Genomic DNA, 18,540 nt, shown 5'->3' with positions numbered 1-18,540 from the left:
AACGGGGGATTCCAACTACTACGTGGAGGTAGCGTGTTGAGGTTCACGCTTCAGCGAGACCCGTACGGGCGTCTCTCGGCGTGCGCTGACGGCCCGTCCGGCCGCGATATTGACTGCCGCGTTCACGTCCGCGTTGGCCCGGTGTCCGCAGGCTACGCACCGGAAGACCGCTTGGCTCTCGCGGTTGTCCGGTGCGCGATGCCCACAGGCGCTGCAGGTCTGCGACGTGTACGCGGGGTTCACTTTCTCGACCCGTCCTGCGGCCTTGTGCTCCAGACGGTTCACCATGTCGCCCCACCCGTTGGCGAGGATGCCGCGGTCGACGCCGACGACCTCGCCCGTACCCGGCGCGGGGATCGGCTCGGGGATGCCGGCGAAGGCGAGGTGCCAGCGGCCCATCCGGTCACGGGTGATGCGGTACGACTTCGCATCCGGAACGGCACGGGAAAGCCGGAACCGCACCCAGCCGACCTTCGGGACGTTCACCGCGGCCCACTTCCGGTTCAGCTTCACTACCCGGGACGCCTGACCACCGACGATACGGAATCCCTCGTGCAGCCCGGCTCTACGCCAGGTCGGGCGCCGGTGGGTCCCTGCGTAGAAGTTCCTGACGGCCTGGCCGAAGTCCCGCAGCGCCTGCTGCTGCACCGTCTGCGACCCCGCCCGCAACCACCCGAACTCGGCTCGCGCCTCGGTCAGTTGCCGTGCCTGCTTGACGTAGCCCCGCGTCGCGCCTTTGTCATGCGTCCACATCGACCACTGCTCAAGCGCCAGGTTCCACACGTATCGGGCGTGCCCGCACTGCTCCAGCAACGCGGTCTGCTGCGCGGGAGTCGGGTACATCCGGAACCGGGACACACCACCAACCCAATCAGCCGGGACCGACAATCCCCGATCCCCGAAGGGAGGCAGTCGCGGTACCTCTCCACCTTGAAGGACGGGTTTTCCCCGCGGCGAATCCGATGAAGCTAGCCGCCGCCAAAGTCCCGGTCAGCACCGTATGGACTTCCCCGGACGCACCGCGTGACATCGACGCTCCGGCGACCGCCGCCCAGCCAGATGTCGCCGCCTGGGCGAAGGCCATGGATGTCGAGAGCCGCCTGGGTCTGCACGACCGGACCCTGACCCAACTGCTGTTCGCCGAGCCCGTAATCGTGCGCTCCGAGCGGAACGGCTGGTCCGAGATCATCGCGCCGTGGCAACCGTCCTCGGCCGACGATCTCGGGTACCCCGGTTGGGTGCCGTCGAGCCATCTCGGTGAGCTGCCGGGGAGCGCGACCGCGCCTGTCGCTGTGACGGTCCCGACCGCTGAACTGTTCTCGGAGCCGGGGTCGGGGCATGTTGCCGAGCTGTCGTTCGCGACGATCCTGGCATCGGTGGATCACGCGGATGGCTTCACTCGCGTCGCGCTTCCCGACGGCGGCTCCGGCTGGCTTGCGGATGAGGTACTGCGCCCGGTCGACTCCCCCGCCGTACCGGACGACCGGATCCGCCTGGGTTCGCTCTTCCTCGGTCTCGATTACCTCTGGGGCGGTACTTCGACGTACGGGCTCGACTGCTCGGGTCTCATCCACGCCGTCAGCAGAGTTCTGGGGCAGCGGATCCCGCGCGATGCTCATGACCAGTGCGCGGCGCTGGAGCAGATCTCCCAAGACGAGGCGCGGGCCGGCGACGTCTACTTCTTCGGCCGCCCCGGCAAGAAGGTCCACCACGTGGGCTTCGTCTCTCCGCAAGGCATGCTGCACGCCTCGGAAACCGGCAAACGCCTGGAAAACGAACCGCTCCTCCCCGAGCGACTCCAAACCCTGGTCGCCACCGCCCGCCTGTAACCCCGGCACTGCGCCCGCCCGGTGTCCGCAGCGCTTGGCATCAGGGCTTGAATTCAAGAAATTGACTCTTCCGCTCGTCCTGGGTGCAGTACTTCAGTAAAGCTTGGCGACAAAACTGCTAACCTCTGAGCTATGGCCGCAGGACGTCGTGACGCTGCGCGTGAGCTCCACCGGGTGCACATTCTCGGGGTACTGCGCGACCACGGATCCGCCAACCGCGCCGACCTGATCCGGGCCACCGGCCTGTCCCGGCCGACGATCTCGAGCATCGTGACGGAGCTGCTCGACGACGGCACCATCCGCGAGGTCGGCAAGTACACATCCGGCACGACCAAGGGCCGGCCGTCACAGCTGCTCGCGCTCACCCCACCCAGCGGTCATGCCTTGAGCGTCGACATCGGACACACGCACGTGCGAGCCGTCGTCGCGGACTCGGCCGGGCATGTGCTGCAGGAACGCGTCGTGGCCTTCGCGCAACGAGCGGCCACCGATCACGCACTGAGCCAGGCCCGCCGGCTGGTTGCCGAGGTCGCGGCCGCTGCCCGGGTGAGCCCCGACGGTGTCATCGGCGCCACCGTGGGTGTTCCCTCGCCACTCGATCGATCCGGGCGTCCGGCCGCGGCCAGGTTCGCCGGTCTGGACCTGATGGATCCGCTCGGCCTGGACAGCTACACCGACCGGATCCGCTTCGTCAACGACGCCGACCTGGGCGCCGTCGGCGAGGCGGCGTTCGGCGCCGGCTCACGGTTCGGAACCTTCATCTACGTCAAGCTCTCGCACGGCGTCGGGGCCGGCCTGATCCTCGGCGGACGCCTCTTCCAGGGCCGTGGCTACGCGGGCGATATCGGCCACATCCGGGTGGTCGACGACGGTGAGGTCTGCCTCTGCGGGAACCGCGGCTGCCTGGAGACGATCGCCTCCAGCGCCGCTCTGCTAAGGGCGCTGCAGCCGGCCCACGACAGCCCCCTCGACTTCACCGATCTGGTGCGTCTCGCCGACTCGGGTGATCCCGGGACGCAGGCACTGCTCAGCGACGCCGGCCGCACCATCGGCCGGGCGCTGTCTGCCGTGGTGACGACGCTGAACCCGGAGGCGATCGTGGTCGGCGGTGCGCTCGGCTCACTCGGCGGTCCTGTTGTGCGAGGCATCCAGGACGCGCTGGACCGCTACTGCCAACCCGCTGCCATGCGCGACCTTGTCGTGACCGTCGCCGCCTGTGGGGATCACGCTGAGGTGCTCGGCGGCGTCGCTGTGGCGTTCGGCCTGGTCGAGTAGCAGGGCCTTCGAAACCGGCAGATAAATATCAGTTCCGTTGACGTAATACGCCCTTCATAGTCCCGTATTCCGCCATTGACACGTCAGAAATCTTCTCTCTAAGCTCTGAACTCAATCGCTGGTCATCGCCCCCGTTACAACGGGGATGCCAGCGACAACGGGGGTCTCAACGGGGTGTTGCGCAGCACCCAGCTCAGGCCTAGAAGCGCGGCGTCGCGCCCTGACACCCACCCCCGGCGATCTCCCTAGGTCCGCAGGTTTTGTGCTGTCCCCAGTGCACAAGGAGATTCACGTGAGATTCCCGTCCAAACACCAACTGTCCGCCATGGCAGCCGCCGTCACCGTTCTGACCGTCGGTGCCTCGGCCCTGCTCCCCGCCGCCACCGTCCCCGCCGCTGTGACCGGAGTTGACCAGGCGCGGGGCGGCGATCCTGTCATCAAGACGACCAGTGGGCTCGTCCGTGGCGTCGGGAAACCGTCGTACGACGAATTCCTCGGCCTGCCGTACGCCGCGCCGCCGCTGCGCGAGCTGCGCTTCGCTCCCCCGGCCGCGCCCGCGTCCTGGCAGGGTATCCGTCCGGCGGATCGCCAATCACCCGCGTGCGTGCAGTTCGAGCCCACCGGGGTCCGCGAGGAGCAGCCCATCAGCGAGGACTGCCTGTACCTCGACGTCTACCGGCCGGCCCAACTCGCGAAGAACGCGAAACTGCCCGTGATGGTGTGGTTCCACGGAGGCGGGTCCACCCAGGGCACCGGTGTCATCTACGGCGGTGGCACGCCGGCCGCGATGACCAACACCATCGTCATCTCGATCAACTACCGGCTCGGCGCGCTCGGGTTCCTCGCTCATCCCGCCCTCAGCGCGGTCACGCCCGGCGGGTCCGGCAACTACGCCCGGATGGATCAGCTGAAGTCGCTGCAGTGGGTCCGCGACAACATCGCCAACTTCGGCGGTGACCCGGGCAACGTGACGATCTACGGACAGTCGGCCGGCGGTGGATCCGTCTGCGACATGCTCGTCATGCCGACGGCGAAGGGCCTGTTCCACAAGGCGATCGTCGAGAGTTCGGTCTGCGGGGCCAACCGCACCACTCTGGCGGCCGGCGAGCAGACCGGCGTCAAGTTCGCCCAGTCGGTGGGCTGCACCGACAACGCAACGGTTGTCGCCTGCCTGCGGAAGGCCTGGCCCGGAACGCTCGTCTCGAACCAGGCCAACTACTCCGGCGGTTCCAAGGTCGGCGGCGAGCTGCTACCGAAGACGTTCCGGCAGGCGTTCGACGACGGCAGCTGGAACGCGGTCCCGGTGCTGACCGGGAACACCAAGTCCGAGAACCGGCTGACCTCGACAGCACTCGCCGGGATCACCGAACAGGGCTATTACGACCTGGTCGGCAAGACGTACGGCGCCAAGGCAGACGGCGTACTGCGGCTGTATCCGCTGAGCAAGTTCAAGAGCCCCTGGGATGCCATCACACAGGTGCAGACCGACTCGCAGCGCGCGTGCGCGAACGATCAGTCCGCGCAGCTGCTCGCGACCAAGGTGCCGACGTATCGCTATGAGTTCAACGACCCCACCTCGCCGACGCTCTACGGATTCCGCGTGCCCGGCGAGGACGTGTCGAACGGGCACAGCGCCGAGCTGGCCTACCTGTTCGACTTCACCTTGGGCGAACGGCCACTGACAAAGGCGCAGGAGAAGCTCTCCGGCCAGATGATGCGCTACTGGGCCGCCTTCGCCCACAACGGCAACCCCAACGTCCAGAACGCCCCGACCTGGCCGCTCTACGGCGCCGCCCACAACGTGATGCAGCTCCGCACCGCCGGAGCGAGCCAGCTGATCACTACCTACGAAGCAGACCACAACTGCGCCTTCTGGCTCAGCTGAGATCGAGGGGTACGCAATGAAGTTCCGCAAAGCACGAGGACTGGTCGCTGCCGTCGTCCTGGCGGTCTCAGTAGGTGTATCGCCGCTGGTCACGACAGCCGTCGTGGGCGGCCAGCAGAATCCCGTTGCCCAGAGCAAAGGACAGTTGCGGGCGGGAGCTGCCCGCGTGGACATCACGCCGCCGGTCAATCCGGCGTACCCGCCGCTCAACGAGTACGAGCACGAGAAGCTTTACCTCCGCGCCATCGTGTTCGAGAACAAGGGCGTTCGCGGTGCACTGATAGGCGCCGACCTGGGCGGGATCGACGAGCCGGTCTGGGCCGACGCGGCCAAGCGGGTCGCCGCCGAACTGAAGACGCCCGTCGAGAACGTCATCATCTCGACCACGCACACCCACAGTGGCCAGCCCGCGGGCCCGCCGTCGCCAACGCCGGCCCCGCGGTACGGCACCGAGTTCCTGGCAAAGGTCGCGCTGCAGGCAGTCAAACAGGCCAAGACCAAGTTGGAGCCGGCACTGGTCGGCTACTCGACCGGTGAGGCCTCGCTGAACGTCAACCGCGACGTCATCAGCCCGGACACGCACAAGTGGACCCAGGCCGCGAACCTCGACGCCCCGGTGGACAGGTCCGTCGGAGTCCTCACGTTCTACCGGCCGAACGGCAAGCCGCTCGCGACGTACGTCAACTACGCCATGCATCCCGTCAACGGCTACCTCAACGGGCTCACCAGCGCCGACTTCGCAGGCGCGACCAGCCGGTACGTCGAGCAGGCCTTCGGCGACGACCTGGTCGCCGTGTTCACCCAGGGCGCTTCCGGCGATGTGAACCCGCGCTGGCTGCGGACCGGAACCAACGTACTGGCGTCCAGGAGCGGCGTCCCGATCACCGGCTATGAGATGGTCCGCGAGACCGTCGAGGCACCGGTCCGGGAGCTCAAAGTCCCGTACGGGGAGGTCGCTCCGTCGGTACTGCGTCAGCTCTTCAACTACCTCGATGCCGTTGGCATCGTGCTCGGCGAGGAAGTCATCCGGGTGATGTCGCACACCGAGGACAAGGTCAGCGATCCGGCCATCAGCGGTCGTCAGCAGCTGATCACCTGCCCCGGCCGCACCCGGCTCGACAACGCTCGCGAGGGCGTGCCCGGTCAGTACGAGGACGGCCCGGACGTGGCGATCCGGATCGGCGCGCTCGAGATCGGCGACATCGCGCTGGCGACGACCAACGCCGAGATCTACACCACCATCGGCCTGCGCGTGAAGAAGCAGTCACCGCTGTCCAAAACGATGTACGTGACGCTCGCCAACGGCCGGGCCGCCTCCGGCTACATCCCCGACGACGAGTCCTACGGCCACCAGACCTTCCAGGTCCTGGGCTCGCGGGTGAAGCCCGGCTGTGCCGAGGACGGCATCGCCGACGGCATCCGGCAACTCGTCTCCAACTAGTCCCCAGGAAGTAGGAACGACATGAGAGCCAGATCGAAGACAGTGCTGGTGGCAGTGGTGTCGGCCGCGGCTGCGGTCGCGACGACCCTCACCGCTGTCGCCCAGCTCGGCGGCGGTTCAACCGACTACCGCGGCCAGTACCCCGTGGTCCGCACGGACAACGGCCTCGTTCAAGGCGAGGCCAAGGCCATGGTCACGTCGTACAAGGGCATCCCGTACGCCGCTCCGCCGGTCGGAAACCTCCGCTGGAAGGCACCGCAACCGGCGCCGGCGTGGAAGGGCGTGCATGACGCGACGCAGTTCGGCGGATCCTGCGTGCAGGGCGCCGGATGGGACCCGGGCTACGACAAGCCGACTCTGACCGAGGACTGCCTCTACCTCAACGTGTACGTCCCGTCGGGCGCCTCGAAGAAGAACCTGCCCGTCTTCGTGTGGAACCACGGCGGCGGGAACACCGGCGGTGCCGGCCGCGACACGAACCCCGACAAGTTCGTGACCCGCGAGGACGTCGTCTTCGTCACCATCAACTACCGCCTCGGCGCGATGGGGTACCTGCTGACCCCGGCGCTGGAGCAGGACAACTCCGACGGAGCCGCCGGGAACTTCGGCATCCTCGACCAGCAGACCGCACTGCGCTGGGTGCAGAAGAACATCCGTTCCTTCGGTGGCAACCCCGACAACGTCACCTTGGCGGGACAGTCCGCCGGTGCGGCCAACACCACCGTCCAGCTGGCGTCACCAACCGCGCGCGGCCTCTTCGATCGCGCCGTCCTGCAGAGCGGAGGCGGCAACTCGGCGAGGACGCCGGCGGCAGCCCGGACCAGCGGCGAGCGTTTCGCGGCCGAGCTTGGTTGCGCTCCGGGCGCGGGGCAGGCGAGCTGCCTTCGTTCCAAGAGCTCGGCGGAGATCCTCGCGGCACAGGGCAAGGTCTCCCAGTCGGGCGCCGTAGCGGGCACTCCCGCGCTGCCCATCGACCCGGTCGAGCTGATGAAGGCCGGCAAGCTGACCAAGCTGCCGGTCATCGTCGGCGGCACCTCCGACGAGCGCCAGCAGGCGGTGTACGGCCAGTACGACTACCGCGGCAATCCACTCACCGCAGCGCAGGTCGACTCACTGATCACCACGACCTACGGAGCCGGAGCCGGCAAGGTCCAGAAGGCGTACGCCGTTGAGGACTACTGGTCGCCGACGGTCGCGTGGGGAGCCATTACAAGCGATGAGCGCGCCTGCCGGGACCAGACGCTGCGCGAGCGGCTCGCGACGAACACCAAGACATGGGTCTACGAGTTCGCCGAGAAGAACGCACCGGCCTTCACGTCCATCTGGCGGCTCAATACCAACTACCCGTTCGGGGCCACTCACGTGAACGATCTCGGCTACCTGTGGGACTACCTCGGAACGGCGCTGCCGTTCAGTACGCAGCAGGTCGACCTGTCCAACCAGATGATCAGCTATTGGGGCAGCTTCGCCAAGGATGGTGACCCGAACGCGTCGCTGGCGCCGGCCTGGCCGAAGTACACCCCGCAAGGTGCCCTGCTGCAGTTCAAGGCACCCGGCGCCGAGCGCGTGAGCCACGCCCAGATCGACACAGCCCACAACTGTTCCCTCTGGGACGAGGTAAGTCCCTCCCCGTAACTCCCGCACGACCTGGTCCGAAAGACCGGGTGTAGGCGGCCGACCACGCAAACGCCCGACTGGGAAACCCCAGCCGGGCGTTTGCGTGGTGAGGTCAGGACTTCTTGGAGTCCGACTGCTCGGGCTCGTGGAGGCCTTCGAGTTCGGCGCGGGTTGCATCGTCCAGCTCGCCGGGGGTGGCAGGCGCCTCATCGACCGGGGTGGCGGCCTCGTCGGCGACGGCGTCCTGCGGCCGGGTGGTGCGGGACTTGCGCAGGCTCAGGATCGTGGTGATGCCGAGCGTCACGATGATGAAGCCGAGGGAGACCAGGATCGGGATCTCCGGGGCCCACTCGATGTGCTTGCCGCCGTTGATGAACGGCAACTCGTTCTCGTGCATCGCGTGGAACACCAGCTTCACGCCGATGAAGGCCAGCACGACCGACAGTCCGAGCGACAGGTAGACCAGCCGCCGCAGCAGGTCGCCGAGCAGGAAGTACAGCTGCCGCAGACCCATCAGGGCGAACACGTTGGCGGTGAAGACCAGGAACGGCTCCTGGGTCAGGCCGTAGATCGCGGGGATCGAGTCCAGCGCGAACAGCAGGTCCGTCGTACCGAGCGCGATGATGACGATCGCCATCGGGGTGACGAGGCGCTTGCCGTTCTGGATCACGGTCAGCTTCACGCCGTTGTACTCGTCGGTCGCGTTCAGCCGCCGCTTGGCGAACCGGATGACCGCGTTCTCCTGGTAGTCCTCGTCGTCGTTCTCACCCTGCTTGGCGAGGTGGATCGCGGTGTAGACCAGGAACGCGCCGAACAGGTAGAAGACCCAGGAGAACTGGTTGATCGCGGCCGCGCCGACGGCGATGAAGATGCCGCGGAAGAACAGCGCCAGGATGATGCCGACCAGCAGCGCCGTCTGCTGGTACTTCCTGGGCACCTGGAACCTGGACATGATGATCAGGAAGATGAAGAGGTTGTCGACGCTGAGGCTGTACTCCGTCAGCCAGCCGGCGAAGAACTCACCGGCGTACTGACCGCCGGAGAACACCCAGACGCCGAGTCCGAAGATCACGGCGAGGGAGACGTAGAAGATGATCGCGGTCGCCGACTCTTTGGTGGTCGGCTCGTGCGGCCGGCGGCCGATGATGAAGACATCGAAGGCCAGCAGGGCCAGCAACACCCCGACAGTGATGTACCAGACGTAGTCGGCAACGTGCACAGGAACCTCCGGAGCGCAGACGAAAAAGTGGACTCCGAAGGTCTCTTCCGCCTGGCTCGATCAGCCGAGCCCGGCCGGCGGCACCGGGCGCGGAGACGAACTCCTTGACCGTGATGACGATACCGCCGCGAAAGGAATACTCCCCTTCAACTGCCCCCATTCTCGCTGGTTGGTGTCCAAGTTTCCAAATCGAGCGTGCCTATCACAGCTGTCGCGATGATCACGTCGAGCGACGGGAATAACCCGCCTGCGTAGTCGGGTTGTGACTCAGTGAGCTGTCCTTTGACGCGACCAGAGCGGTGCCGAGCTCGCTTTGCAGATAGATCATGCTCCGGCCGTGTCGTGCCGCGGTGAGGAGACCGCCCGCGTGCAGGACCCGCAGATGCTGATTGACGGCCGAGGTGGTCACCTCGAACCGGACTGCCAGCTCGGTAGAGGATGCGGGAGCGGCGAGAGCGATGAGCAAGCGAGTCCGGACCTGACCGATCAGGGCGACGACGGCCGGCTGGTCGGGGACCCTCTCGGTCTCCCAAAGCGCGGCCTGCCCGCGGGCCGGGTACATCAGCATCGGTGGCTTGGTGCCGCTGGAGACGTCGGCGCTGTCCTCGAACATCGTCGGCACCAGGGCGAACCCGTCGTCGCCCACGTCGGTGGAGCCGACGACGCGCTCCGCCAGATCGACAATGACGTCGCGGCCGTCGAACGAGACCACGGGCGCGAGGTCGTTCAGCATCGCGTGCAGCCCGCTCTGGGCGATCTGCCGCCCCCGGTAGACGACATCGGCTTCGAGGATTGTCCGCATCCGGGTCCAGTGCGGCTGGAAGCACAGCACCCAGTAGTCCCGTAACGCCTCGACCGTCTTGCGCACGGCCTGCGCAGGCGGACCGGCAAGCGGCGCCGGCGTGCGGCCATGTATCTGCTCCAGCTGTCGCACGAAGGCCCGCTGATCGATCCGTGCCAGCGCGTCCAGTTCGTCCTCGATCCGGGTCAGGGGTGAGGACGGCCGGGGCGAGAGGAAATCGGGGAGCCAGTGCCGGTCGTCGATCAGGGCCAGCAGGGTGTCGTGGTCGATGCGCTCGCGCGCCCGCGCCGTCCGGCTGAGCCATGGCAGCTGGAGCGGATATCGCCCTGGCTCCTTGAGCGCCGACAGCGAGAGACCCATCTCGCACAGAGGCGAGATACCGAACCGGATGCCGCCGAGCGCGGCCGAGGTCAGCCGAAACCTGAACATGAAGCAATACGCTACATCGATTCCGGCGAAGACCCTGAGCATCGAGGGTTGGTCTCGCACCAGGCGACCGGCTGGTGAGCAAGGGCGATAGGGAGCGAGCAATGACGAACGACAACCAGATTCCGCCGAACACAGGGGACCCGGCGCTGAGGCAGCTCGACCGTTTCGTCGGCGACTGGGTGATGGAAGGCAACCTGGTCGGCTCCGATGAGAAGAACATCCAGGGCAAGGTCAGTTTCTCGTGGCTACCAGGTGGCTTTTTCCTGCAGCAGCACATCGAGATGGATTTCGCCGGGTTCGTGCAGATCGACAGCCTCGAGCTGATCGGGTACGACCCGCAGACCCAGACCTACCCGTCCAGGGTGTACTCGAACATGTCGCCGGAGGCGCTTCCGTACTCGTGGCTGGTGGATGGTGACGCCGTGACCATCACCGTCACCTACGGCCCGCTCGACGCGACCTTCACCGGCAGGTTCGGCGATGACGGCAACACCTTCGGAGGCGAGTGGCGACCGAACCCGGGCGCAGACGAGACGGTCAACGTGGCCTACGACATCAGCGGCCACCGCGCATGAGGTGGCGTACGACTGCCGCTGTGGTCGCGCTTGGTCTGGGACTGAGCGGGGGCACAGCGCTGCCGACCGCGACCGCGGGTGCCGGTCAGGACCAGGTGCAAACCTCTGCCGGGCCGGTGCGGGGGCTGGTCGGTGACAAGCATCGCGAGTTCCTCGGAATCCCGTACGCCGCACCGCCCGTAGGTGAACGGCGTTGGGCCTCGCCCAGCCCTGTTCAGCCCTGGACCGCGCCGCGCGACGCGACCGAGCGACCCGCGGACTGTCCGCAGTCGCCGTTCCTGCCTGGCCTTCCGGGCAGCACTACCGAGGACTGTCTCTACCTCAACGTGACGACTCCGCGCAGGACCGGACAGCGCTTGCGTCCCGTGATGGTGTTCATCCACGGCGGCGGTTTCCAGTGGGGCTCGGGCCGCGACCACGACCCGACGGAGTTGGCCGTCACTGGCGACGTGGTAGTGGTCACCATCAACTACCGGCTGGGGGTTCTCGGCTTCCTCACCCATCCCGCGCTGGACGGCGGGCCCGCGCTGCGACGATCTGGTGCTTTCGGGCTTGAGGACCAGCAGGCCGCCCTGCGCTGGGTCCGGGACAACGCCGCGGCCTTCGGCGGCGACGCCGGCAGGGTCACCATCTTCGGCGAGTCCTCGGGCGGGCGCAGTGTGTGCGCTCTCCTGGCGACCCCATCATCGGCCGGCCTGTTCCACCGCGCGATCATCCAGAGCGATCCCTGCACCGCCAAGCAGGGAGTTGGTCTCGACGGGACGCCGGAGCCCACCAGCCCAGGCACGCCGCTGCCGCGCCCGAAGGGCGAGACTCAGGGCCGGGTGCTCGCGCAGCGGGCTGGTTGCGACGTCCCGGACCCAGCGTCCTGTCTGCGGGACAAGTCTGTCCAGCAACTGCTGGCCGCGGTCGCGGGCGACGAGCCGGACGGATCCGGGCTGCTTTTCCTCGCGCCCGTGTTCGGCGACGGTGGGCTGCTGCCCGTCGACCCGGAAGTTGCCCTACGGACCGGACGGTTCGCCAAGGTTCCCGTCATGCATGGGATCACCCGCAACGAGTTGCGCTTCACCGACGCACTGCTCGAAGGATTCGGACTCCCTGCACTCACCCCGGACGAGTACGTGAACCGGGTGCGACGGTACGTCGGCGCCAACCGGGCCGCTGAGGTTCTTGCGCGCTATCCCATCGACGGCCGTCGACCGAGCGAGGCCTGGGGCGACCTGACGACGGACGCGCTGCTGGCCCGGCCACACGTGGAACTCAACCGGATCCTTGCACGTCACGTTCCGACGTACGCTTTTGAGTTCGCCGATCCGGCGACGCCGTGGCTGGACTCACCACACCTGCAGCCGCCGAGCAGCCCACCCGGCGCCTACCACACCGGCGACCTGCAGTATCTGTTCCAGACGGCCGGCTACCCGGGACCGCAGACCGCCAAGCAAGAACGCCTGTCTGGCCAGATGATGCGGTACTGGAGCCAGTTCGCGCACACTGGAAACCCGAATGGCGCCCGCCCGATCTGGCCGCACGCTGGCCTGAGCGCCGACCTCGCGCTACAACTGGCGCCCGGGCCGCACGGCATCCGCTCGATCAACTTCAGCCGGCAACACCAGGTAGCGTTCTGGGAGACGCTGGACCTGGACTAGTGCGCCATGCCGCGGTCAATTCGTCCGTGAGCGTCTGACGGCGTTCACGGACGAATCGTCTCAGGGGATCTGGTTGGGCGGCGTAGGCTCCGGGGATGGGTTCCGTGGTCGTTGCTGCTGTTCAGGCTGGGTCGGTGCTCTTCGACACCCCCGCGACGCTTGCGAAGGGTGAGCGCCTCATCCGCGAAGCCGCTGCGGCCGGTGCTCGCTTGGTGGTGCTGCCGGAGGCTTTCATCGGCGGGTACCCGAAGGGCGTCGACTTCGGTGTGACGGTCGGGTCACGCTCTGCCGAAGGCCGGGAGCTGTTCCGCCGCTACCGCGAGTCGGCAATCGCCGTACCCGGCGCCGAGACCGCACAACTCGCGGAGCTGTCCGGTCAGCTCGGTGTCGACCTGGTGATCGGCGTGATCGAGCGCGACGGCGGCACCCTGTACTGCACCGCGCTGTTCTTCACCGCCGCCGCCGGCCTGGTCGCCAAACACCGCAAGCTCCTGCCGACCGCCGCCGAACGCTACCTCTGGGGTCAGGGCGACGGCTCCACCATGCCTGCGGTCCGCAGCGAGTACGGCGTACTCGGCGCTGCCATCTGCTGGGAGAACTACCTGCCGCTGTTCCGCCAGACGATGTACGCCAAGGGTGTCGACATCTGGTGCGCGCCCACCGTCGACGACCGCGAGCAATGGCAGGCCACGATGCGGCACGTCGCCCTCGAGGGAAGGTGCTTCGTGATCAGCGCCAACCAGTACCTGACCCGCGCCGACCTCCCGGCGGACGTCCATCCCGTCCAGGGCGACTCCCCCGACACCGTCCTCATCAACGGTGGCAGCACGATCATCTCCCCACTGGGCGAGATCCTCACCGGTCCCGCCCGGGCAGGCGAGACCGTCCTCCTGGCCGAACTCGACCTGGCCGACCGCGACCGGTCATTCCTCGACTTCGACGCGGCCGGCCACTACAGCCGCCCCGACATCTTCACCCTGACCGTCGACGAGTCCCCCCACCACACCGTCATCTCCCGACCGGACAGCGTCCGCTCACTCGCCGAACAAACCGCAGAGTCAGAGGACATGCACTTCCGAACGTAGTGAATCGGATGCATGTCCTCTGACAAATGGTCAACGCCGGCGCCAAGTAGACGGGCCGGCGATGGCACTCAAGATCGGCTCAAGGTTGCTTGCTTTCCGGCGATACCGTGCGCGGTGTCACTTCGGGTCGCTCCAACATGAGAAGAGGACAAGTACCCCATGGCCGGAACTATCTCGCGCCGGAACCTGTTCAATCGGCACCGGCGTGGCCGCCGCGGGAGTCGGCGCCTCGCTGACCTCGCCCGTGCAAGCGCAGGATGCCGAGCTGGCCCTGCACTCCAAGCTCGTGTATCCCGGAGCGGATGGCAAGCTCAACTACGCCGCCGAACCGAAGAGCGGCAAGAAAATCCCCAACTTCAGCTGGGCCGGGTACCGCAACGGCGAAGTGCCGATTCCGACGGTACCGACCGTCAAGACGATCGGCCCGATCGCAGGCGAGACGGACGCCACCGCGCGTATTAACGCCGCCTTGGCGGAGGTCGCCGCGATGCCCATGGACCGAACGGTCTTATCGGCGCGCTCAAGCTGGATCCGGGCCTGTACAAGGTCGCCGGGACCGTGGCCTTGAAGTACAGCGGCGTGGTTTTGCGCGGCTCGGGCCGGACCGGCGATCCCGCCGTGAGCACGATCATCAGGTCGACGGCGACTGGGGGCACCGAGAACAACGAGATCGGCGTCGAGTGCCCGATCAGGATCGGCTCCGATGACCCAACCGTCAACTGGGAGACGCGAGTCGGCAACACCATCCCAGTCGCCTCTGTGTTCGTGCCCGCCGGTTCACGGCGGCTCACGCTCAAATCCACCGCCGGTCTCTCGGTCGGCGACAACATCATCATCTGGCACCCGTGCACCCAGGAATGGATCGCGGCGATCGACCACGGCGGCGTGAACCTGGACCCGCCGTGGGCGCCGGGCGACGAACCCATCATGTACAACCGGTTCATCAAGGCGATCCAGGGCAACGACATCGTCATCTGCGCCCCCGTCTCCAACGACCTCGACGCCTCGCTCTCGGAGAGCTTCGTCTACAAGTGGCCCGACATGAACGAAGTGGTCAACGCGGGAGTCGAGAACCTGCGGGTAGACATGGGGGATCCGGACGAGCAGAACGAAGCGCATCCGGACAGCTGCATCGTCGTGTCGCGCAGCCGGGACACCTGGGTGCGGAACGTGTCCACCTTGCACTTCAAGCGCTCTGGCGTCATGGTCCGCCGCAGCCACCTGTTCACGAACGTCTGGGCCTCCCAGGCCAGGCACGCGTTCGTCTCGGGCGGCGGTGCCGCGACCGCAGGCGTCGTCTGGCTCGACAGCCGCTCCAACAACGGCTACCTGGAGTCTGGCGGCCACGCCCACTGGAGCCAAGGCCTGCTGTTCGACAATGTCAGGGAGGAGCTGAACAGCAGCGATCGCCTGCCGGTGCTGAACCTGCACAACCGCGTGGACGGGGGCGCCGACGAGACGGCCCACGCCCACGGCTGGTCCTCGGTCTACAGCGTGCTGTGGAACTGCACGGTCGACAACAATAAGCAGGCGTGCGTCCAGCGCCCGCCGACCTCGCAGAACTTCGCCATCGGCACCGCCGGCCGCATGGGCGTCGTCACTGGCGAGAACTGGCTCGGCGTGGAGAAGATCGGGTACGAAGAGCACACCAACAAGGCCGTGAAGCCGGTGTCGCTGTACCGCAAACAGCTCGCGGACCGGCTGGCTTGACCGCGTAGGGCTGCGATGACGAGCGGGTCCGTGCAGGACCCGCCCGTTGAGATCGCTTACTGACTCGACGGCTATTTGGCGCCGGCGTTGACCATTTGGCGGAGTTCCTTTTTGAGTTCTGAGATTTCGTCTCGGTAGCGGGCGGCTACCTCGAACTGGAGTTCGGCGGCTGCGCTGTGCATCTGGTCGGTGAGTTGCTGGATGAGGTCGGCCAGGTCGGACGACGGCAGGCCGCCGGCCAGTTCCTTGGCCTTCTCGCCGGCTCTGAGCTTGCCGCCGCCGGGGACGGGGGCCTTGCCGCGCGACTGGGTGCGGCCGCTGCCGAGGAGTTCGGCGGTGTCGGCGTCCTCGCGAGCCAGCATGTCGGTGATGTCGGCGATCCGCTTGCGCAGCGGCTGCGGGTCGACCCCGTTCTCGGTGTTGTAGGCGACCTGCTTCGCACGCCGGCGGTTGGTCTCGTCGATCGCCATCTCCATCGACGCCGTGATCTTGTCGGCGTACATGAACACCGCACCCGACACGTTCCGGGCGGCGCGGCCGATCGTCTGGATCAGCGAGCGGCCCGAGCGCAGGAAGCCTTCCTTGTCGGCGTCCAGGATCGCGACCAGCGACACCTCCGGCAGGTCGAGGCCCTCACGCAGCAGGTTGATGCCGACCAGGACGTCGAACTCACCCATCCGCAGCTCGCGGAGCAGCTCGACCCGGCGCAGCGTGTCCACCTCGCTGTGGAGATAGCGGGTCCGGATCCCCATCTCCAGCAGGTAGTCGGTCAGGTCCTCCGACATCTTCTTCGTCAGCGTGGTGACCAGGACGCGCTCGTTCTTCTCCACCCGCAGCCGGATCTCGTGGATCAGGTCGTCGATCTGGCCCTTGGTCGGCTTGACGATCACCTCGGGGTCGATCAGTCCGGTCGGCCGGATGATCTGCTCGACGTACCCGTCGGACTTGTCCTGCTCGTACTGCCCTGGGGTCGCCGACAGGTAGACCGTCTGGCCGATCCGCTCCAGGAACTCCTCCCAGCGCAGTGGCCGGTTGTCCATCGCAGACGGCAGGCGGAAGCCGTGCTCGACCAGAGTCCTCTTGCGGGACATGTCGCCCTCGTACATCCCGCCGATCTGCGGCACGGTGACGTGCGACTCGTCGATCACCAGCAGGAAGTCCTCGGGGAAGTAGTCCAGCAGACAGTGTGGTGCCGTCCCGGGCTCTCTCCCGTCGGTGTGGCGGGAGTAGTTCTCGATGCCCGAGCAGGTGCCGATCTGGCGCATCATCTCGATGTCGTACGTCGTCCGCATCCGCAGCCGCTGTGCCTCCAGCAACTGCCCGCCGCGCTCCAGCTCGGCCAGCCGCTCCGCGAGCTCGGCCTCGATGCTGTTGATCGCATGCTCCATCTTCTCGGGCGCGGTCACGTAGTGCGTCGCGGCGCCGATGTAGAGCTCGGTCTCCTCGCTGAGGATCTCGCCGGTCAGAGGGTGCAGCGTCATCACCCGCTCGATCTCGTCACCGAAGAACTCCACCCGGACGGCGAGCTCCTGGTACACCGGGAAGACCTCGAGTGTGTCGCCCCGGACCCGGAAGGTGCCCCGGGTGCCGGCCAGGTCGTTTCGCGCGTACTGAACGCCGACCAGCTTGCGGAGCAGACCGTCGCGGTCCATCTCAGCGCCGACCTTCACGTGGATCATCCGGTTCAGGTACTCGTCGGCGGAGCCCAGACCGTAGATGCAGGACACGGTCGCGACCACGACCACGTCGCGCCGGGTCAGCAGCGACCAGGTCGCCGAGTGCCGCAACCGCTCGACCTCCTCGTTGATCGAGGAGTCCTTCTCGATATAGGTGTCCGTCTGCGGGACGTACGCCTCCGGCTGGTAGTAGTCGTAGTACGAGACGAAGTACTCGACCGCGTTCTCGGGGAAGAAGTGCCGCAGCTCGGTCGCGAACTGGGCCGCCAGTGTCTTGTTCGGCTGGAGGATCAGCATCGGGCGCTGGATCTTCTCGGCCAGCCACGCCATCGTCGCCGTCTTACCCGTACCCGTGGCGCCCAGCAGCACCACGTCCTGCTCGCGCGCGTTGATCCGGCGCTCGAGCTCGGCGATCGCGGCCGGCTGGTCGCCGGCCGGATCGAAGTCGGACACGACCTTGAGGGGCGCGACCATACGCTGGAGATCGGTGACCTGTCTCATGACAACCACCGTACGGCCCGCCGGGGACAGTTTCCGAAAATCCGCCGGCAGCGGACGTCCGGGAGCCCTACAAGTAGCTCTTGACCAGGGAGTTGTTCATCGCGATCAGCTCGTTGATCCGCCGGTTGTAGATCCGCGCCTCCAGCCCCGCGTCGGTCGCGGTGACCTGGCCGAACTGGTCCTGGTACGCCGTTACGAACCCGCGGAACGGCAGCAGCTTGCCGCTCGCGGTCGGTACGTCGGCGGTGTAGTTGAGCGCGTAGCAGGCCTTCAGCGCCTCCGACGCGCAGGTGGTCGCGACGCCCTTGCCGATCCGGACGTTCTTGAACCCGTTCGACTCGATGTCGACCAGGTGCTCGGCGAACCCCTTCGCGTCGTACAGATTGGTCTGCCGGACCCAGTAGTACCCGTCGATCAGCCCACGCTTGTTGAACTCCTGCATGATGTAGTACTTGCCGGAGATGGTCTTGTCCGGTCCCTGCAGCCAGCCCTTGGCCGGGGTGAACCAGACCCCCTTGCCGACCTCGACACCGACGTCGTTTGGGCCCTTGGTGTTCACCGGCTTGGTCGGCGTCGGCGGCGTGTACAGCGTGCCGACCGGGTCCGGGGTGACGGTGTCGCCGCCGGCGGGCGTCTGGTCGTCCTTGCCGCCGTTGCTGACGAGCAGCACCACGCCGACCGCGATCAGCAGCACCGCGAGTACGGCGCCGCCCATCACGATCCATTGCGTCTTCGACGACTTGGCCGGCGACCGGAACTGTGGCCCGGCCGGACCCGGACCCCAGCCGCCCTGGGCCGGCGGCTGCTGCGGAGTTCCGTACTGCTGACTCATGATCGCCCCTCGCGGTGT

The 18,540-nt window shown here is 67.1% G+C and carries 15 protein-coding genes; 10 read left to right on the top strand and 5 right to left on the bottom strand.

The window, feature by feature from the left end:
- Window positions 1-18: 18 nt before the first annotated feature.
- On the bottom strand, window positions 19-858 hold the full coding sequence (locus tag A3ES_RS0121295) for an RNA-guided endonuclease InsQ/TnpB family protein (RefSeq protein WP_026163078.1): 840 nt from the start codon (window positions 856-858) through the stop codon (window positions 19-21).
- Between the two features lie 104 nt (window positions 859-962).
- On the opposite strand from A3ES_RS0121295, the gene A3ES_RS0121290 reads away from it, so the two are divergent.
- From A3ES_RS0121290 to A3ES_RS47915, 5 genes are all read left to right on the top strand, one after another.
- Window positions 963-1,829, top strand: coding sequence for a C40 family peptidase (locus A3ES_RS0121290; protein WP_020388866.1), 867 nt, complete (start codon window positions 963-965; stop codon window positions 1,827-1,829).
- Window positions 1,830-1,961: 132 nt separating this feature from the next.
- Window positions 1,962-3,104, top strand: coding sequence for an ROK family transcriptional regulator (locus A3ES_RS0121285; RefSeq protein ID WP_026163077.1), 1,143 nt, complete (start codon window positions 1,962-1,964; stop codon window positions 3,102-3,104).
- Between the two features lie 292 nt (window positions 3,105-3,396).
- Window positions 3,397-4,989, top strand: coding sequence for a carboxylesterase/lipase family protein (locus A3ES_RS47920; protein ID WP_020388864.1), 1,593 nt, complete (start codon window positions 3,397-3,399; stop codon window positions 4,987-4,989).
- Between the two features lie 16 nt (window positions 4,990-5,005).
- Window positions 5,006-6,430: a neutral/alkaline non-lysosomal ceramidase N-terminal domain-containing protein gene (locus A3ES_RS0121275; RefSeq protein WP_020388863.1), complete on the top strand. Its 1,425-nt coding sequence runs from the start codon at window positions 5,006-5,008 to the stop codon at window positions 6,428-6,430.
- Window positions 6,431-6,451: 21 nt separating this feature from the next.
- The gene (locus A3ES_RS47915) at window positions 6,452-8,065 is read left to right on the top strand and encodes a carboxylesterase/lipase family protein (RefSeq protein ID WP_083933579.1); all 1,614 of its coding nucleotides are present in this window, start codon (window positions 6,452-6,454) and stop codon (window positions 8,063-8,065) included.
- A gap of 94 nt (window positions 8,066-8,159) precedes the next feature.
- Here the strand turns inward: A3ES_RS47915 and A3ES_RS0121265 are convergent, their stop codons facing one another.
- Together A3ES_RS0121265 and A3ES_RS47910 are read right to left on the bottom strand one after the other, a co-directional pair.
- The gene (locus A3ES_RS0121265; RefSeq protein WP_020388861.1) at window positions 8,160-9,266 is read right to left on the bottom strand and encodes a TerC family protein; all 1,107 of its coding nucleotides are present in this window, start codon (window positions 9,264-9,266) and stop codon (window positions 8,160-8,162) included.
- A gap of 220 nt (window positions 9,267-9,486) precedes the next feature.
- Window positions 9,487-10,497: an ArsR/SmtB family transcription factor gene (locus tag A3ES_RS47910; protein WP_020388860.1), complete on the bottom strand. Its 1,011-nt coding sequence runs from the start codon at window positions 10,495-10,497 to the stop codon at window positions 9,487-9,489.
- A gap of 101 nt (window positions 10,498-10,598) precedes the next feature.
- Here A3ES_RS47910 and A3ES_RS0121255 point away from each other — a divergent pair, with 101 nt between their 5' ends.
- The 5 genes from A3ES_RS0121255 to A3ES_RS0121235 all read left to right on the top strand — a co-directional run bounded on the left by A3ES_RS0121255 (window position 10,599) and on the right by A3ES_RS0121235 (window position 15,513).
- Entirely contained in the window at window positions 10,599-11,072 is a 474-nt protein-coding gene (locus A3ES_RS0121255) for a DUF1579 family protein (RefSeq protein ID WP_020388859.1), read from the top strand.
- On the top strand, window positions 11,069-12,718 hold the full coding sequence (locus A3ES_RS0121250) for a carboxylesterase/lipase family protein (RefSeq protein ID WP_026163076.1): 1,650 nt from the start codon (window positions 11,069-11,071) through the stop codon (window positions 12,716-12,718). Before A3ES_RS0121255 ends, A3ES_RS0121250 begins: the two co-directional genes overlap by 4 nt.
- Before the next feature lie 95 nt (window positions 12,719-12,813).
- Window positions 12,814-13,803 (top strand): nitrilase-related carbon-nitrogen hydrolase, encoded by a 990-nt coding sequence (locus A3ES_RS0121245; RefSeq protein ID WP_020388857.1) that lies wholly within the window; start codon window positions 12,814-12,816, stop codon window positions 13,801-13,803.
- A 205-nt stretch (window positions 13,804-14,008) separates the two neighbouring features.
- Window positions 14,009-14,371 (top strand): hypothetical protein, encoded by a 363-nt coding sequence (locus A3ES_RS0121240; protein ID WP_026163075.1) that lies wholly within the window; start codon window positions 14,009-14,011, stop codon window positions 14,369-14,371.
- A complete protein-coding gene (locus A3ES_RS0121235; RefSeq protein ID WP_026163074.1) occupies window positions 14,362-15,513 on the top strand; it encodes a hypothetical protein in 1,152 nt (383 codons plus the stop codon). Before A3ES_RS0121240 ends, A3ES_RS0121235 begins: the two co-directional genes overlap by 10 nt.
- 71 nt (window positions 15,514-15,584) lie before the next feature.
- Here the strand turns inward: A3ES_RS0121235 and uvrB are convergent, their stop codons facing one another.
- Both uvrB and A3ES_RS0121225 read right to left on the bottom strand, forming a co-directional pair.
- Window positions 15,585-17,690 carry an excinuclease ABC subunit UvrB gene (gene uvrB / locus A3ES_RS0121230; protein WP_026163073.1) on the bottom strand — a complete coding sequence of 702 codons (2,106 nt, stop codon included), beginning with the start codon at window positions 17,688-17,690 and terminating at the stop codon, window positions 15,585-15,587.
- Between the two features lie 67 nt (window positions 17,691-17,757).
- The gene (locus A3ES_RS0121225) at window positions 17,758-18,522 is read right to left on the bottom strand and encodes a hypothetical protein (RefSeq protein WP_020388855.1); all 765 of its coding nucleotides are present in this window, start codon (window positions 18,520-18,522) and stop codon (window positions 17,758-17,760) included.
- Window positions 18,523-18,540 lie beyond the last annotated feature (18 nt).

It is taken from the genome of Kribbella catacumbae DSM 19601, from assembly GCF_000372465.1.
In the GTDB taxonomy this organism is placed as follows: domain Bacteria; phylum Actinomycetota; class Actinomycetes; order Propionibacteriales; family Kribbellaceae; genus Kribbella; species Kribbella catacumbae.
This window is presented reverse-complemented; position numbering and strand designations above follow the sequence as displayed.

Bases quoted from the DNA above. Each gene is read 5' to 3' on its own strand.
- A3ES_RS0121290 (WP_020388866.1), top strand. From the start codon at position 963: ATGAAGCTAGCCGCCGCCAAAGTCCCGGTCAGCACCGTATGGACTTCC.
- A3ES_RS0121285 (WP_026163077.1), top strand. From the start codon at position 1,962: ATGGCCGCAGGACGTCGTGACGCTGCGCGTGAGCTCCACCGGGTGCAC.
- A3ES_RS0121275 (WP_020388863.1), top strand. From the start codon at position 5,006: ATGAAGTTCCGCAAAGCACGAGGACTGGTCGCTGCCGTCGTCCTGGCG.
- A3ES_RS47915 (WP_083933579.1), top strand. From the start codon at position 6,452: ATGAGAGCCAGATCGAAGACAGTGCTGGTGGCAGTGGTGTCGGCCGCG.
- A3ES_RS47910 (WP_020388860.1), bottom strand. From the start codon at position 10,497: ATGTTCAGGTTTCGGCTGACCTCGGCCGCGCTCGGCGGCATCCGGTTC.
- A3ES_RS0121255 (WP_020388859.1), top strand. From the start codon at position 10,599: ATGACGAACGACAACCAGATTCCGCCGAACACAGGGGACCCGGCGCTG.
- A3ES_RS0121250 (WP_026163076.1), top strand. From the start codon at position 11,069: ATGAGGTGGCGTACGACTGCCGCTGTGGTCGCGCTTGGTCTGGGACTG.
- A3ES_RS0121245 (WP_020388857.1), top strand. From the start codon at position 12,814: ATGGGTTCCGTGGTCGTTGCTGCTGTTCAGGCTGGGTCGGTGCTCTTC.
- uvrB (WP_026163073.1), bottom strand. From the start codon at position 17,690: ATGAGACAGGTCACCGATCTCCAGCGTATGGTCGCGCCCCTCAAGGTC.
- A3ES_RS0121225 (WP_020388855.1), bottom strand. From the start codon at position 18,522: ATGAGTCAGCAGTACGGAACTCCGCAGCAGCCGCCGGCCCAGGGCGGC.